15 protein-coding genes are annotated in these 15,578 nt (G+C 33.8%); 12 read left to right on the top strand and 3 right to left on the bottom strand.

All coding sequences use genetic code 11. The features are described from left to right. Positions 1-392 precede the first annotated feature (392 nt). From FJG96_RS06290 to FJG96_RS06255, 8 genes are all read left to right on the top strand, one after another. Positions 393-1,289, top strand: a complete 897-nt coding sequence (locus tag FJG96_RS06290; RefSeq protein ID WP_139413224.1) for a septal ring lytic transglycosylase RlpA family protein — start codon at positions 393-395, stop codon at positions 1,287-1,289. Between the two features lie 762 nt (positions 1,290-2,051). Next, on the top strand, positions 2,052-3,215 hold the full coding sequence (locus tag FJG96_RS06285) for a D-alanyl-D-alanine carboxypeptidase family protein (protein ID WP_139413223.1): 1,164 nt from the start codon (positions 2,052-2,054) through the stop codon (positions 3,213-3,215). Positions 3,216-3,244: 29 nt separating this feature from the next. Then, on the top strand, positions 3,245-3,886 hold the full coding sequence (gene tmk / locus FJG96_RS06280) for a dTMP kinase (RefSeq protein ID WP_139413222.1): 642 nt from the start codon (positions 3,245-3,247) through the stop codon (positions 3,884-3,886). Continuing rightward, a complete protein-coding gene (locus FJG96_RS06275; RefSeq protein WP_139413221.1) occupies positions 3,883-4,929 on the top strand; it encodes a DNA polymerase III subunit delta' in 1,047 nt (348 codons plus the stop codon). The genes tmk and FJG96_RS06275 overlap by 4 nt, the downstream gene beginning before the upstream one ends. 76 nt (positions 4,930-5,005) lie before the next feature. Continuing rightward, complete coding sequence (gene metG, locus FJG96_RS06270; RefSeq protein WP_139413220.1) at positions 5,006-6,565, top strand: methionine--tRNA ligase; 1,560 nt, start codon at positions 5,006-5,008, stop codon at positions 6,563-6,565. Then, positions 6,555-7,328, top strand: coding sequence for a TatD family hydrolase (locus FJG96_RS06265; protein ID WP_139413219.1), 774 nt, complete (start codon positions 6,555-6,557; stop codon positions 7,326-7,328). The genes metG and FJG96_RS06265 overlap by 11 nt, the downstream gene beginning before the upstream one ends. 10 nt (positions 7,329-7,338) lie before the next feature. Then, on the top strand, positions 7,339-8,148 hold the full coding sequence (locus FJG96_RS06260; protein ID WP_139413218.1) for an MBL fold metallo-hydrolase: 810 nt from the start codon (positions 7,339-7,341) through the stop codon (positions 8,146-8,148). 116 nt (positions 8,149-8,264) lie between these two features. Next, complete coding sequence (locus tag FJG96_RS06255) at positions 8,265-8,624, top strand: hypothetical protein (RefSeq protein WP_139413217.1); 360 nt, start codon at positions 8,265-8,267, stop codon at positions 8,622-8,624. A gap of 438 nt (positions 8,625-9,062) precedes the next feature. Here the strand turns inward: FJG96_RS06255 and FJG96_RS06250 are convergent, their stop codons facing one another. The 3 genes from FJG96_RS06250 to pcsA are packed head-to-tail and all read right to left on the bottom strand — an operon-like array spanning position 9,063 to position 11,383. Beyond that, positions 9,063-9,476: a DUF6163 family protein gene (locus FJG96_RS06250; protein WP_139413216.1), complete on the bottom strand. Its 414-nt coding sequence runs from the start codon at positions 9,474-9,476 to the stop codon at positions 9,063-9,065. Next, complete coding sequence (locus FJG96_RS06245) at positions 9,473-10,519, bottom strand: enoyl-CoA hydratase/isomerase family protein (RefSeq protein ID WP_139413215.1); 1,047 nt, start codon at positions 10,517-10,519, stop codon at positions 9,473-9,475. Before FJG96_RS06245 ends, FJG96_RS06250 begins: the two co-directional genes overlap by 4 nt. Before the next feature lie 21 nt (positions 10,520-10,540). Further along, positions 10,541-11,383 carry a phosphatidylcholine synthase gene (gene pcsA / locus FJG96_RS06240; RefSeq protein WP_139413632.1) on the bottom strand — a complete coding sequence of 281 codons (843 nt, stop codon included), beginning with the start codon at positions 11,381-11,383 and terminating at the stop codon, positions 10,541-10,543. A gap of 160 nt (positions 11,384-11,543) precedes the next feature. Between pcsA and FJG96_RS06235 the strand changes: the two genes are divergently transcribed. The 4 genes from FJG96_RS06235 to sodC all read left to right on the top strand — a co-directional run bounded on the left by FJG96_RS06235 (position 11,544) and on the right by sodC (position 15,178). Next, positions 11,544-12,767, top strand: coding sequence for a UbiH/UbiF family hydroxylase (locus tag FJG96_RS06235; RefSeq protein ID WP_425456579.1), 1,224 nt, complete (start codon positions 11,544-11,546; stop codon positions 12,765-12,767). Between the two features lie 787 nt (positions 12,768-13,554). Beyond that, positions 13,555-13,899: a hypothetical protein gene (locus tag FJG96_RS06230; protein WP_139413213.1), complete on the top strand. Its 345-nt coding sequence runs from the start codon at positions 13,555-13,557 to the stop codon at positions 13,897-13,899. Further along, complete coding sequence (locus tag FJG96_RS06225; RefSeq protein ID WP_139413212.1) at positions 13,877-14,233, top strand: hypothetical protein; 357 nt, start codon at positions 13,877-13,879, stop codon at positions 14,231-14,233. The genes FJG96_RS06230 and FJG96_RS06225 overlap by 23 nt, the downstream gene beginning before the upstream one ends. A 453-nt stretch (positions 14,234-14,686) precedes the next feature. Then, positions 14,687-15,178 (top strand): superoxide dismutase [Cu-Zn] SodC, encoded by a 492-nt coding sequence (gene sodC, locus FJG96_RS06220; RefSeq protein ID WP_425456578.1) that lies wholly within the window; start codon positions 14,687-14,689, stop codon positions 15,176-15,178. Positions 15,179-15,578: the final 400 nt, after the last annotated feature.

Here is a 15,578-nt window from a genome sequence, read left to right as displayed (position 1 = left end):
CAATTACACTTGCGTTGATAGCTGGTATGGCTACTCGTCTTCGTAATTTATAGGCTGTTTTTTAATACCGCTCTATTACATAAAACAAGCTGGTAAAATCGTCATACTTATTCACAGTTTGTATTTATTCACAGCTTATCTTATAAGATAATTTTCTATAACATATTGATTTATCTATTCTTTATTGTTTTTACACTTTTATATAGTGCATTTATTTCTTATGACAATCACAAAATGGTTAACAATGTGTTAATTTTTTGATAAAAGAAGCAAATTCAAGGATGGTATATGCGCGAGGGATATCATTTAAAAACGTGAATACTCCTCTCGCGTATAGAAAGCGTGATGTGGTTTTTGCAGTAGTACTTAACAAAAATAAGTGGACTGAATAGATGCCTTCAAATAGTAAAAAGAAATTTACTTCTATTATCAAACAGACATTTCAATTATTTTCTATGATCGTTATTTCTCAATCATTGGTGTCTTGTTGCGCAAGCGAAACCGCACATTTTTCAATAAAAGATTCCTATCATAATAAACCAATTGACGTAAATACTTCTGTTCTACCGAAACAAATATCCAATAATAAAAATCAATCAGAAGCAAAAAAACGTGGGCGGGCGGTTGTTGGTAAACCTTATCAAATAAAAGGGAAGTGGTATTACCCTGAGAATGATCCAACGTATACACGTGTTGGTGAAGCATCATGGTATGGTTCAGATTTTCATGGGCGTCTAACGGCAAACGGTGAGATTTATGACATGAATCTTCTGACTGCTGCTCATCCTACAATGCCTTTACCTAGCTATGCTCGTGTTACTAATTTGAAAAATGGATCTTCACTCATTGTTAGAGTGAATGATCGCGGACCTTTTATGAAAGACCGTATCATTGATTTATCAAAGCAAGCTGCAACAATACTTGGTTATGTAGATAGAGGCGTCGCAGATGTTAAAGTAGAATATATTGCTGAAGCACCCATTGGCTATTATGATGGTGCATATTTAATGGCCTCTTATACTCCTGGAAATACTGCCTCATACTCATTAGCGTCAGAAAACGTTTCGAAAAAAAGAGAAACTGTTTTGTTCAAGGAGCGCAATATAGAAAACAAAGAAGAATTAGCTAAAGCAGATCCTGTTTCACAGGAACAACGCAATAAAAATGTTGCAGTGAAATTACCAGAAATTGGTCCTATCATGGTTGATAAGCCGGTGCCATTCGATCAAGTTGCTTCTATAAATAAGCTCAACAAAAAAACAAAGGTCAATTGGCTACAACTGTTTTAAGAAAAAATGCATTGAATTTTAATCTATATCATTTTCAAATAAAAAGTATTAAAAAAGGAGGAGAGTGTTATTATTAATAATTTAATACATCTCTCCAATCCATTGTCAGTCTTTTTTTGGTTTTATGACAGTATTTGCTTATAAAACACATGCTTCTTCTGCTGTGACAAGCTTTTGTCAAGTGAAGGTAAGCGGATTGTGTGAGTCTGTTAGTGTAATCTCTAAAAACGACTGTAAAATTTAATGGAGAAAGAATATAAAACTTAAAAAGAAAAAATATTTCTTTTTGATTTGACTTTGCAGTCTTCTAAAACATCCAAGGTAATAATATCTTATGAAGAGATTGCGCATTTTCTCATGTTTTTTTACCGATTTCCTAATGGAGTAACTCCCTTCACGTAAACGAGACACCTCAAACGAAATATACTTTTGCATTGTCAATTCTCACACGTTCATTTTAAGGAGGCATATCTGGCTCTCAAACCTATTTTATGACAACGTTTGTGAAAAGTAAAAAGTGAGCATTTATCATTAATAAATCAATACTCTACCAATGAAAAAGATAAAAAGTCTTTTTGTCTTTCATGTTTTAAAATTAACTCTCGCGTGGAAGATAAAAAGTATATCATTTTACTTTTGCTCATGTTGAATAAGAACAAAATCTTTTTTGAGTTGTCAATAATCTCTCAATTTACAGAAATAAAAGAGTTTTTTCCTATATAATGATTCTCTATATTGATCTTTGGGATGGGAGGAGCGGTTGTGTGTACAATATTAAGGATCTTGTTGATCTTATGGGGAGTATTGGCATTTAATACGTGGGGGAGAGCACAGGATTTTCAAACTTCTGCCTCACAAGTGTTGTTACTTGATGACAATACAGAAACAATACTTTATGAAAAACAAAGTGATATTCCTTTTTTTCCTGCTTCATTAGCGAAATTAATGACGGCGGAAGTCGTCTTTCATCAATTAAAGGAGGGATTGTTAAGAAGTACCCAAGAATTCAAGGTCAGTGAAAATGCTTGGCGCAAGGGTGGGGCCCCTTCCGGTACAACCACGATGTTTGCAAAAATAAAGACAGAAATCAGTGTTTCTGATCTTTTACGTGGTTTAATTATTATGAATGGAAATGATGCTGCTATTATTCTTGCTGAAGGAATATCAGGAGATGAGGCTCATTTTGCAAAGCTGATGAATCAGCGCGCTAAAATAATTGGATTATCTCAGAGCCATTTTGTTAATGCAACAGGGCTTCCCGAAGAGGGACAATTTGTAACAGTGCGCGATATGATTGTATTAGCGCGTTATATTGCTCAGGAATATCCAGATTATTATGCACTTTATCGTGAGCCTCATTTTACATGGAATAATATTTTTCAGCGGAATAAAAATCCTCTTATTTCTAAAGAAATAGGTGTAGAAGGATTTGGTTTTGGCTACAGTGAAAAAGAAGGGTTTTCAATGGTTGCCACCATTTATAAAAATCATCGACGTCTTTTTTTAGCAATTAATGGTTTGCAGGATGGTAAAAAACATACAAAGGAAATAGAACGTATTCTTCAATGGGGAATGACAGCTTTTGATCTCAAAACGATTTTTACAAAGGAAAAAACGGTTGGTCGTGCTTCTGTTTATGGTGGAAAGAAAAATTTTGTTCCACTTATTGTTAAAAAACCGATAAGTTTTATGCTTTCAAATGAAAAAAAAATCAATGTTAAAGCAAAAATTAAATATCATGGTCCCTTAAAAGCGCCCATCGTTTTAGGGCAATCAGTTGGGGTTATTCAAATTTTAGAAGGTAAAAAGGTTCTTTTGGAAAAACCAGTTTTTGCCGGTGATAATGTTCAGGAAGGAGGTTTCTTTACAAAAGTAAAAGATGCATTCTATGAAACAACAATTGGATGGTTACGGAAATATTTATAGTTACGCGCTAATAAGGTTAAGGTTCATACGTGTCAGGTTATTTTATCACATTCGAAGGAGGGGACGGGGTAGGAAAAACGGTGCAGATTTCTTTACTTGCTGAATATCTCTCTCACCAAGGTTATGATGTTGTTACAACACGAGAACCAGGAGGAACACCAGGAGCAGAAGCAATCCGGCATATTTTATTGTCAGGGCAGGCACAACAATATGGACCGTTGATTGAGGCTGTTTTGTTTACAGCGGCACGCACCGACCATGTTGCAGAGATTATCGCCCCTTCTTTGCAAAAAGGTAAAATCGTTTTATGTGATCGCTTTATTGATTCTACACGCGTTTATCAAGGACTTAATGAAACTGTCAATTCTTCTATTCTTTCTGTTTTAGAGTGTATTGCGCTCAATGGTATCATGCCTCATTTAACATTTTTATTAGATATGCCAGCAGCGTGTGGTATAAAGCGTGCAAATTTGCGAAGAAAAAAAACAGAAGCAATCGATTATTTTGAAAAAGATCGGTTGGAAATTCAAGAACAAAGGCGTCAAGCTTTTCTTCAATTGGCCAAACAAGAGCCACAAAGATTTCGAGTCATTGATGCGACTGGCTCAGTGAAAGTCATTGCGCATCAAATAAAAAATATTTGTCATCAGATGTTGGATCAATTTTCATGAGTGATGTCATAAATATCTTACGCCAATATGATGATATTGATACAATTTTATCTCCCTCCCAGAATAATGTTATTTTTGGTCATGAGGATGTTCGTCACTTTTTGACACAAATGCTTAAAGAAGGGCGTTTGCATCATGCGTTATTATTTGAAGGAGAATACGGAATTGGAAAGGCGACATTAGCCTTTCATCTTGCTTGGAATATTTTAAGTTCTCAAAAGGAAAATTTCTTAGAACCCGATCCTCATTCCATCACATGGCGTCAAATTACACAAGGGAGTCATCCTGGTCTTTTGTATATTTCACGTCGATTTGATATCAAAACACAAAAGTTTAAAACAGGAATACTCATTGATGATATCCGTGATATTATACACTTTTTAAGTCGAACATCGCAAGATAATGGATGGCGTATTGTTATTATTGATTCTGCAGACGATATGAATAGAAATGCCGCCAATGCAATTCTTAAAATACTTGAAGAACCCCCTGCAAAGGCGCTCTTTATTATTATCGCGCATTCTTCAGGAAAATTGCTTCCAACCATTCATTCACGGTGTCAAAAAATTTCTTTTCGCCCACTCAATCGTGATGAAATGCAAAAAGTCATTACACATATTTTCACCAATCAGGATTTACCTGATGAAAAAACGATTGAAATGATTATTAAAAAATCCAAAGGAAGTCCTCGAAAAGCGGCTTTACTTATTCGCCATGGCGGTCTTGAAATTATTAAAACAATTGATGCCCTTTTAAAACAACCTGTTTGTAACGCAACGATTGTACACACGCTTGCTCAAACATTTTCATCTGTTTCTTCCCCATTCCAATTTCAACAATTTTGCGATGAAATTCTTGATAAAATTCAACAAAAAGCTATCACATTCGTTGAAAAAGAAAACTTATTTCTCTCAAAAAAATATGCGCAAAAATGGCAAGAGATTCATAAAGAAATAGAGGAAATACAACTATTTAATCTCGATAAGAAGCAGTTTGTTATTAACTTACTTTTTAGAATTCATAAGCTCATTCATGAAGATTAGTTTTTCCGTGACAATATGATAAACAGGCGTTATGTCATTATATCTTTTATTTATAGCGTTTTACAACGAGTATGACATGCGTGACACATATTACATAACAACTCCCATTTTTTATCCCAATGGTAATCCGCATATTGGGCATGCCTATAGTGCCATTGCAAGCGATGTTTTAGCCCGCTTTCAACGATTAAACGGAAAAAATGTATTTTTTCTTTCTGGTACAGATGAGCATGGTCTAAAGATGCAGCAAACCGCAGCTACATTAGGCATAACACCTCAGCAACTTGCAGATCGTAATAGTGCTGTGTTTCAAAAAATGCTTGCGGTATTAAATTGCTCTAATGATGATTTCATCCGTACGACAGAAGAGCGCCATTCTCAAGCGTGTCAAAAAATATGGAAAAAGATGGAAAAAAATGGCGATATTTATCTCGGCCGTTATAAGGGGTGGTATTCGGTTCGCCAAGAGGCCTATTATGAAGAAAAAGATACGGAAGTTGGACCAGATAATATTCGTCGCGAAAAAGAATTAGGCTCTCCTGTTGAATGGAATGAAGAAGAAAGTTATTTTTTTAAACTTTCTCGTTATGAAAAGGCACTTCTTGAATATTATGAAAAATATCCTGATTTTATTGCTCCCATTGAGCGGCGTAATGAAATTATAAGTTTTATCAAATCGGGTTTAAAAGATATTTCTATTTCACGCACAAGTTTTAATTGGGGAGTTGCTGTTCCTGATAATCCCAAACACGTGATGTATGTTTGGGTTGACGCGCTTACAAATTATCTATCTGCAATTGATTTTTTTAATGAAAATTCAAAAAAGCGTGATTTTTGGCCAGCCAACACACATATTATTGGTAAGGATATTATTCGTTTTCATGCCGTCTATTGGCCAGCATTTTTAATGTCTGCTGGAGTTGAATTGCCCCAAAATATTTTTGCACATGGTTTTTTACTTAATCGTGGTGCAAAAATGTCAAAGTCTGTTGGAAATGTCGTTGATCCTTTTGAAATGGTTGATCATTATGGTCTTGATCAGGTTCGTTATTTTCTTCTTCGTGAAGTACCCTTTGGACAAGATGGTAGTTATAATCATGAAAGCCTTGTGAACCGTATTAATGCCGATCTTGCTAATGATCTCGGTAATTTAGCACAGCGCTCTTTATCGATGATTGCCAAAAATTGTGATGCAAAAGTCCCTCCACCCGCTGCATTTTTAGTTCAAGATAAACAGCTTTTAGAACAATCTCTTCAAGTGCTTGAAACTGTACACCAAGCAATGTCTTCCCATAGTATGCATTTAGCCCTTTCAGCTATTTTTTCAATTGTAGCAGATGCCAATCGCTATTTTGCCAACGAACAACCTTGGAGTTTACGGAAAAATGATCAAGAGCGATTTTCTACAGTTCTTTATATAACTGTCGAAATCTTACGACGAATAGGAATTATGCTTTTGCCTTTCATTCCCCAATCCGCAACAAAACTTCTTGATAGCCTTGCGGTTGCTGAAAATGATCGGTTGTTGTATCATATAAGCCATGCAAAAATTCAAGAAGGAATTGATCTTCCTCCACCAGAACCGATTTTCCCTCGTTATGTCTTGAAGAAAGAAGATTCTCATCATGCTCATTGATACACATTGTCATCTTGATTTTGAAGATTTTTCACAAGATTTGGATAATGTTATCCAACGGGCTTTCGATGCTGACATTGGACGTATGATCACAATTTCAACCCATATTCGTAAGTTAGATAAGCTGTTAGCTATTGCACAAAGCTATGAGCAAGTCTTTTGTTCCGTTGGAACACACCCTAATCATGCGCATGAAGAACAAGATATTACAGCGGAAAAACTTATACAGCTTTCAAGACACCCTAAAATTGTTGCGTTTGGGGAAGGGGGGCTTGATTACCATTATGATTATTCTACACCAGAAGAGCAAAAGAAAGTATTCCAAGAACATATCATTGCTTCTCGAGAAACACAGATTCCTCTCGTTATACATTCACGCGATGCAGATATCGATATGGAGAAAATCTTACGCGAACAAATAAAGGAAGGGGCTTTCCCCTTTATTCTTCATTGTTATTCATCTGGAATGCAGCTTGCTCGTGCTGGTATTGAACTTGGGGGTTATATTTCTTTTTCAGGGATTCTTACTTTTAAAAATGCATTTGAAATCCGTGAAATAGCAAAAATTGTACCCCATGAGCGGTTGCTAGTGGAAACAGATGCACCATTTTTAGCCCCCACTCCTCATCGGGGAAAAACCAATGAACCATCTTTTGTATGCTATACAGCAGCCGTTTTGGCTGAAACAATTGGCTTAAGCATTGAAGAAACAGCTCAATTAACAACGCGGAATGCTTTTCGTTTATTTAGCAAAATGAAATAAGGCAAAAGCTATGTGCGATCAGTATCGATTTACAATATTAGGCTGTGGTCCCTCTCCAGGTGTCCCACGACCCAATGGTGATTGGGGAACATGTGATCCCAATAACCCTAAAAATAAACGCTACAGAAGTTCTTTATTAGTTGAACGCATTAAACCATCAGGGAAAAAAACAACGGTCGTTATTGATACAGGTCCAGATTTTCGTTCACAAATGATCGATGCGCGTGTAAATCATCTTGATGCTGCTCTTTACACGCATTCTCATGCAGATCATATCCACGGTATTGATGATTTACGCAGCTATGCTCTTGCACAAAAATGTTTAATTGATATCTATGCAGACAGGTTTACACTAGAACATCTCAAAAATGCTTTTGGATATTGTTTTCAAACACCAAAAGATTCTTCTTATTCACCTATCTTAAAAGAACATCTTATCGATGAAGATAGCCAATTTATTATTCAAGGGCAGGGGGGAGCAATAAGCGTCAATACGCATTTACAATATCACGGAAATATTCATTCCTTAGGTTTTCGTATTGGGAATGTTGCCTATTGTACAGATGTTAGTGAATTTCCTAAAAAAACATTATCCAAATTAACGGATTTAGATGTTCTTATTATTGAAGCACTTCAATTTAAACCTCATCCGAGTCATTTTTCTGTTGATCAAGCATTACAATGGATAGAATATCTAAAGCCCAAACAAGCCATACTTACACATATGGATAGATCTCTAGATTACAACGAGGTTATCAATTACGTTCCAGCTTATGTAAAACCGGCACATCAAGGCCTTATTTTCGAAACAAAGGTATAACCCCACTTAACGCAATATCCCACGTAAATAAAAACAGTTTCTAATAAATTATCCTTTATTTTGTTTTATTTTTGTCGTAATGAGTGCTTTTTTGTGTCAAAAGTGAGGTTTTTTTTATGCATAAGTGTTTTAAGCGGGGAATATGTATTGTGGCTTTAGCGGTTTCCTTGACAGCATGTGGGGGGCGTTTAGAAAAAAATATTTCAACGACAACACTCCATGATGGAACAATGAGTTGTGCCGATATTCAACGGGAATTTTCTGCTAATAAGCGTCAGATTAATGATACAATTGCAGAGCGTTCTAAAGCAAGAAATAAAAATGTAGCTTTAGCAGCTGCAGGTGTTATATTTGTGCCTGCTTTGTTTTTTATGGATGTAAAATCAAGCGAAAGTAATGAAATTGCAGCTTTAAATAATCGTAATGCTGTTTTGAGTGATCTTGCACGTATAAAACGTTGTAAAATAGCACAATAATTTTTCTTATTTATTATAATTATTTTAATATTTAAGATAAGATAACTTATTTTTTTATAGTTTATTTAAATTAAAAAGATAAAATACTTTATTATATTATTTTTTGTCTAATTATTGCCATAATTTTGTTTTAAAAGAGAAACATGCGACGTAAATATGATGCATTCATCAAAAATGAGGAGTCGCTTGTTTCTATTGGGAGCAGACTTTTATTTTTATATCGTTTTATCGCATAATATATATTATGGAACTTTTATGGAGAGGGAGTTATTTTATGGCAATGGCACTTTGGGGAACAATAGCATCATTACTATGGATATTCTGCACAAAAGCAGAGAGTCCTTGGCAATTATGGTGGGTACCTTTTATTTAAAGAAAACTTATAAAAAAGATTAAAAAACTCAAAGACGGGCTAGTCATTCTGGCCCGTTTTTTAATTTATAATTGTTTTTTATTTTTTATTCTTTTTAAAAAAATCATTATAATTTGTAAGACCACAAAAGCTAAGAATAATATTCCATGAGATAATGGTACAAATGGCCGATCAACAAAATTGGAATAATAAAGTGTTATTGTTTCAATCAATGCTGCAAGACACCATAAAATAATGCCCCATAAAGAGTACATCCAAAGTCCAATCAAGGCAATAGGATAGAGAATAGCCAATATCGCTGATGCAAATTGCCACTGCCAAGGCATAAGGTCAAAACGCCATAAAATACCTGGAAAAACACCAACAAGGCGTATCCAATAAAAAATACTCAAACCTAAACAAATAAGCGCCAAAAACCGTAAATAACAGTTATAAATTAAGTTGATTTTTGAAATCCGTTTGTGAGAACTATTTTTCACAATAATAACTCTTGTTCAACAGGTTGGAAATAAGAATCTACCATTTCTTCTGTTACATTTGAAAGTTTATCAGGCTGCCATTGAGGTATTTTGTCCTTATCAATTAACATAGCCCGTATTCCTTCATAAAAATCGTGTGAATTAATCATATGATGTGCAATGCGGTTTTCAATTTTCATACAATCTTCCAAAGTTTGAGCTGTATTTTGTCTCATTTGTTTCCAGATAACTTTTAAACTTATCGGAGAACGTGACTGCAAAATATCATAACATTCTTTAGCAAATAAACTACTTTCATTACTTTTTTTATGAAGCAATTCAAGACATTCTTCTAATGTCTGGGCACTAAAACAAGTGTTAATAATACAACGTATTTCATGACTCGTTTCATAGTCTTTTGTAATTGCGTGCTCATTTAAAGCTAAAGTAGGATCTCCCTGCTCAATAACTGCTTTCCTAATCATATCGAATTTAGCTTCAGGAACGGCATGTGTGGCTAATCCTAAATTTAAACAATCTCCCCATTTTAACTGTGTACCAGTCAATGCAAGATAAATACCAAAATAATTGGGAAGAGATGGTAAGAAAAAACTTGCACCAACATCTGGAAAAAATCCAATCGCAGCTTCTGGCATAGCAAAAACTGTATTTTCTGTAACAATTCGATGGGAACCATACAAAGAAATACCTACCCCTCCTCCCATCCAAATACCGTTTAAGAAAGAAATATAAGGCTTTGGAAAACGTTTAATATAAGCATTTAAACTATACTCCTCTCTAAAATATTGATAAGCAGAGGCACTTTTCCCCATATGATAGATTTCTACAACATCTCCACCAGCACAAAAAGCACGTCCCTCCCCTTCAATTAAGACACATGAAACATCATTATCCGTTTCCCATGTTGTGAGAGCTTTTTTTAAAGCGGAAACCATTCGCCCATTAAGAGCATTTAATGCTAAAGGGCGTGAGAGTTTTATAATACCAGCACACCCTTCTTTCGTAAAAGAAATATCATTATCCGCTCCAAAATCAATTTGCATCTCACACCCTTCTTAAAACAATTACTCTATTGTTTTTTTTATATTTTTTGCCCCAAGTTGGGGAAATATTTGCATGATCGCGCCAATACAATATATATAAATCCCTGTTATTGAAATTCCTATTTTTACCCAATATGGAGCCTCTAATTGATAAAAGAAGGCCGCAACACCAAAGAAACACCATAAGAGAAAAATTGGAAAATTAATTCTTCGTAAACGACAGACTCTTACAGGATGGATGAAATAAATTGGTAAGAAAGATATAATGGCCGATAAAATAATGATGATAAAGGTAACCCACTCCTCTGGTCTAACGACAAAAAGTGTAAAAACCATCATATTCCAAACAACAGGAAATCCTTTAAAAAAGTTTTCTTTGGTTTTCATACCCGTATCGGCATAATAAATAGCCGATGAAATAACAATGACTGCACTCAATGAAAATGATACCCCTACCCCCATAAAACCACTTTGATAGAGGGCAAAAGCAGGAATTAAAACATAAGTTACATAATCAATGATATTATCTAACAACTCTCCAGACCATGTTGGAAGTACATATTTAACATCAAGTTTGCGTGCAATGGGGCCATCTATACCATCAACGAGAAGTGCAAGTCCAAGCCAACAGAACATAGCTGTCCATTCTTTTTGAGAAGCCGATATAAGAGAAAGAAATGCTAAAAATGATCCCGAAGCTGTTAGTAAATGAACAGAAAAAGCTTTTGCTTGTGGCATTGTTACTTTTTTATGGCGTAATAATTTAGCATTTGTTTTAATTTGTTTTGTTAGTTTACGTTTCAAGGTTTTCTTATCCTCGTTTTTACAGTCTTCATCTACTATCAATACGCCATTTTTACCCATGATATGACTCAGCATAAAAAAAAATCATAAAAAGGTTACTTTTTTATATCGCATTATTTATTACATAATATAATAGAAGAGCTTCATACAATAAAAAGAGAGCAATCATTTGGAAATGTTAAAATATTTGCTCTATTGAGGAAAGGCTCAACTCGTTGTGATGCTTGAAAAGAAAGAACATAAAGCTATTGCTGTTATTGGTGCGGGCCCTGTCGGGATGTTAGCCGCATTGAGGCTTGCGCATAAGGGGTTTTCTGTTTTTCTTGTTGGCCCCCCTGCTCTTACAGATGAGTTACGGACAACAGCTCTTATGATGCCTGCAATACGTACGCTCCAAAAACTTAATATTTGGAATAGTCTTCAGAAAAAGGCTGCAGCTTTATCATCCATGAGAATTATCGATATAACTTCTAGGATTGTACGTGCACCTACGGTGCATTTTTCTTCTGCTGAAATTGGTGAAAAAGCTTTTGGCTATAATATACCCAATCTAGAATTGAACTCTGCTTTAGTGGATGCTGTTACACAGATGCCTAATATTAAAAGATTTGTTTCTGAAGCTAAATCTTTTCATCACACAAAAAGCCATGTATCTATCACTCTTGCTGATGATCGAGTCATTCAAGCACCCCTTGTTATTGCGGCTGATGGACGCCACTCTCTTACGCGTGCGGCAGCAGGAATAACTGTCAAACAGTGGAACTATCCACAAAAAGCACTTGTTCTTAACTTTTCTCATGAATTTTCTCATCAAAATACATCAACTGAATTTCATACAGAACATGGTCCATTTACACAGGTTCCGCTCCCTGGGCGAATATCCAGTCTTGTATGGGTTGTTCACCCTTCTCGTGCTGAAGAATTATTGAATATAGAATCAAAAGAAATTGCAAAAATAATTGAAAATAAAATGCAATCAATGCTTGGAACGCTAACCTTAAAAACATCAATTCAAGCATGGCCGCTTTCAGGACTTCTCGCTCATTATTTTGCTGCGAATCGAACGATCTTAGTGGGTGAAGCTGCTCATGTTTTTCCCCCTATTGGAGCACAGGGATTAAATTTAGGATTCCGTGATGTTCAAACTTTGATTGATATTTTACCCAATCAAATATCCGATTTTAACTCTGAAATGATTGTTACAAAATATAACCAATACCGCAAACCAGATATATTCATCCGCAGTGGAGCTGTTCATACCCTCAACTCTGCTTTACTTTCTCATATGTTACCTGTTCATATCATGCGCAGTCTTGGACTTAGTCTATTACATCATTGCTCGCCATTACGTAATTTATTTATGCGCGAGGGAATGTATCCCGGTTACGGCTTCAAGGAAATGATGTCAATATTTCCAACAAAATCACCGAAACAACTCTATTGAGAAATAAGAGTAATAACGGAAAATAAATGTTAATTTTGTATCTAATGTACCCATGTAAAATAAAAAAATAATAAGTACTAACCTATAAATAGCAAAAGAAATAGTTATTTTTAAAAATGCATTTTGTAAGTACATTTATTTAGTAAAAATATAATATTCTAGCATATAATAAAAAAGAATTATTTCATGATTTAAGAGATAAATATAACTCAAATCCTTTTTACCAGTTTTATAAAAATTCATACTAGAATGTTCATTCTATTGATTTACGTGCTTGTTTTAAAGCAACATCTCGCACTTAAACTCGTTTCTCGTAATAGCGCTGCATTAATAATATAAACGGAAAACTATTAAACACAATCATTTTATGCTTATGACGCTTGCAAAGCTGTGCACATCAAAGCTGTTTGTCATCCTCTAATATTTTAGAACTCTCTTATATTTGAGATCGTTTCTAAGCGATATTTTATTCTCTTATAGCTTTTTACTCATACACCAGATTCTTCGAGTTTGTATCACAATATATGTATAATTAATATTTCTACATCTCATATTATCTAAAAAATTACGCTATATATTTGGTATATTAATATAAAATAATTAAAAATATAATATATATTTATTATATATCCTGTATGGAATAGCAAATTTATAGATAAAAAATAGTTTTATTTAATCAATAAAATTTCATTTTTTTGTTAAGTATAATATTAAAAATAAAATCTTCTTGGGAACCTGTTAGCAATACAACGGTTAATGAAGTGTTGTTTCAACAGAGAGTGACAAGATGAACCTAAATAACATTTTGAAATTAAGTGTTTTTTTTATGATGATTGTATGTGTTTCATTGATCGTCACTACTTCAATCAGTGAAGTTTTTCAACTTCCTTATTGTCAAACCTTTACCTATAGCTCCAGTCAAAATGTCACTAAAATAGGTCAGAATTCATTTACTGCTTCACAAATTAAAAATTGTCTTATGCAAAACGGTTTTGAAAACATTAAACGATTGCGTTTAGATGACAAAGGCATTTGGCGTGCTTTAATAAAATTTAAAAAGTCCCATTTTTTTGTGTCCGTTGACTATTCAGGAACAGTTAGCATTCAAAATGAAAGAAAAAAATATGATTGAGTTTAAAACTTACAGCAACGTTTCTATTCATCGTTGTAAGAAAAATTTTTTCAAAAAGTGCTATCATTCTATTAAAGAATTTGCTTTCATTGGCGGTTTAAATGGTAGCATATCAGGAGCAATCGCAGCAACTCTTGCTACTTATGGTTACATTGCCCTTCCAGGATTTGGTCCATTTATCGCAATGGGTATAGGAGTAGCACTTTCTGCCGGAACAATAATAGGAGCGCTGATAGGATCCGGAATGGGCGTGAGTGTTGGTATATGCTGTATTTTATGGGAAATTTATAGCAATCATAGTAGTCCTTTCTCTTATAAATTTCGCAATGAATAGGAAGCTATTGTCATTTTTTCTATAAACAGAACATTAAAACATTAACCAAATTATATGCTCTGTTTTTTGCTGAAATGATCATCATATTATGAGATAACTTATTCAAATTGCTTGATTAATTTCTTAATATATCTCAAAAAATATATTTTTTTTAAGCATCCCTTGAAGAAAGGTAAGCGAGATATAATTATCCATCTATAAAGCTATATTTTTATAGCTCAAAAAAATAAAAGTTATGTTTAAAAATACACTTTAATTTATTTATTCTTTATAAGAATTAATATTTCCATGTGGTTTATTTTTTAAAAATTAAATTTAGGTTATTTTTGTGTATTTAATAATATATATTACTACTATAATATTTAAATTAAGACTATTTTTATAGTTAAAATTTATTTAAAGTAAGTATAAAGGTATTTTATGAAAAAATATTTACTATCATTATTCGTTTTTATGGCGTTTTTAATGCATAAAAACTCTGCTTTAGCACTATCAACAACAGTAAATATTTATAAACTAGAAGATAATAATTACAAAAAAGCTATTGGTAGCATTAAGATTGAAGAAAATACATACGGTTTGATTTTTATCCCTAATTTATCTAATTTACCAGAAGGGATGCATGGTTTTCATGTACATGTAAATCCTTCATGTGATATAAAAGATGGCGTAATTGGTGGAAGCGCAGGTGGACATTATGACCCTGAACATACCGGAAAACATTTAGGCCCCTATAATATTGATGGTCATCTTGGTGATTTACCTGCACTTTATGTTGATAAACAAGGATGTGCCACGATGAGCGTTCTTGCTCCACGATTGAAAAAAATCTCTGAAATTACAGGCCGCTCATTAATGATTCATTTAGGGGGTGATAATCAATCAGATAAGCCATTACCGCTTGGTGGAGGTGGTGCACGCATGGCATGCGGTATTATTGAATAAATAAAAGAGAGAATTGTAGTAAACTGTAACAGTACACACTCCCTTATTATAATATGTGATAGAAATTTATTTTTAAATCCATTTTAATAAGTTAAGTAGCCTATGAGAATATTTAAATCGATATTTTTGGGGATACTTAATGCGGATAGCAAAAAACTTAATATAATCAAAACGAACAGCAATTAAATCTAAAAAACAGCCGTATGTTTTCTCTGTAAGAAGAGTTCAATATGAGGAAGCAATATTTTTAATGCGCGATATAAACAAAGCAACAAGGCTTTATTTTACTCTCTACAACAGAAAATTTGTAATAAATTATAATCATTAAATCTAGTATCTAATGAAATCACGCCCAACGTACAAAAATAGAATGTTCCAAACAGAACTTAATGTATACGAA

The sequence above is a fragment of the Bartonella mastomydis genome, from assembly GCF_900185775.1.
Taxonomy (GTDB): Bacteria; Pseudomonadota; Alphaproteobacteria; order Rhizobiales; family Rhizobiaceae; genus Bartonella; species Bartonella elizabethae.
The sequence above is the reverse complement of the archived record's forward strand: the minus strand, read 5'-3'. Positions and strand labels throughout refer to the sequence as shown.

What these genes read in the sequence shown, in the direction of transcription:
- FJG96_RS06290 (WP_139413224.1), top strand. Translation starts at nt 393, where the DNA reads ATGCCTTCAAATAGTAAAAAGAAATTTACTTCTATTATCAAACAGACA.
- FJG96_RS06275 (WP_139413221.1), top strand. Translation starts at nt 3,883, where the DNA reads ATGAGTGATGTCATAAATATCTTACGCCAATATGATGATATTGATACA.
- metG (WP_139413220.1), top strand. Translation starts at nt 5,006, where the DNA reads ATGCGTGACACATATTACATAACAACTCCCATTTTTTATCCCAATGGT.
- FJG96_RS06265 (WP_139413219.1), top strand. Translation starts at nt 6,555, where the DNA reads ATGCTCATTGATACACATTGTCATCTTGATTTTGAAGATTTTTCACAA.
- FJG96_RS06260 (WP_139413218.1), top strand. Translation starts at nt 7,339, where the DNA reads ATGTGCGATCAGTATCGATTTACAATATTAGGCTGTGGTCCCTCTCCA.
- FJG96_RS06255 (WP_139413217.1), top strand. Translation starts at nt 8,265, where the DNA reads ATGCATAAGTGTTTTAAGCGGGGAATATGTATTGTGGCTTTAGCGGTT.
- FJG96_RS06245 (WP_139413215.1), bottom strand. Translation starts at nt 10,519, where the DNA reads ATGCAAATTGATTTTGGAGCGGATAATGATATTTCTTTTACGAAAGAA.
- pcsA (WP_139413632.1), bottom strand. Translation starts at nt 11,383, where the DNA reads ATGGGTAAAAATGGCGTATTGATAGTAGATGAAGACTGTAAAAACGAG.
- FJG96_RS06235 (WP_425456579.1), top strand. Translation starts at nt 11,544, where the DNA reads ATGCTTGAAAAGAAAGAACATAAAGCTATTGCTGTTATTGGTGCGGGC.
- FJG96_RS06230 (WP_139413213.1), top strand. Translation starts at nt 13,555, where the DNA reads ATGAACCTAAATAACATTTTGAAATTAAGTGTTTTTTTTATGATGATT.
- FJG96_RS06225 (WP_139413212.1), top strand. Translation starts at nt 13,877, where the DNA reads ATGAAAGAAAAAAATATGATTGAGTTTAAAACTTACAGCAACGTTTCT.
- sodC (WP_425456578.1), top strand. Translation starts at nt 14,687, where the DNA reads ATGGCGTTTTTAATGCATAAAAACTCTGCTTTAGCACTATCAACAACA.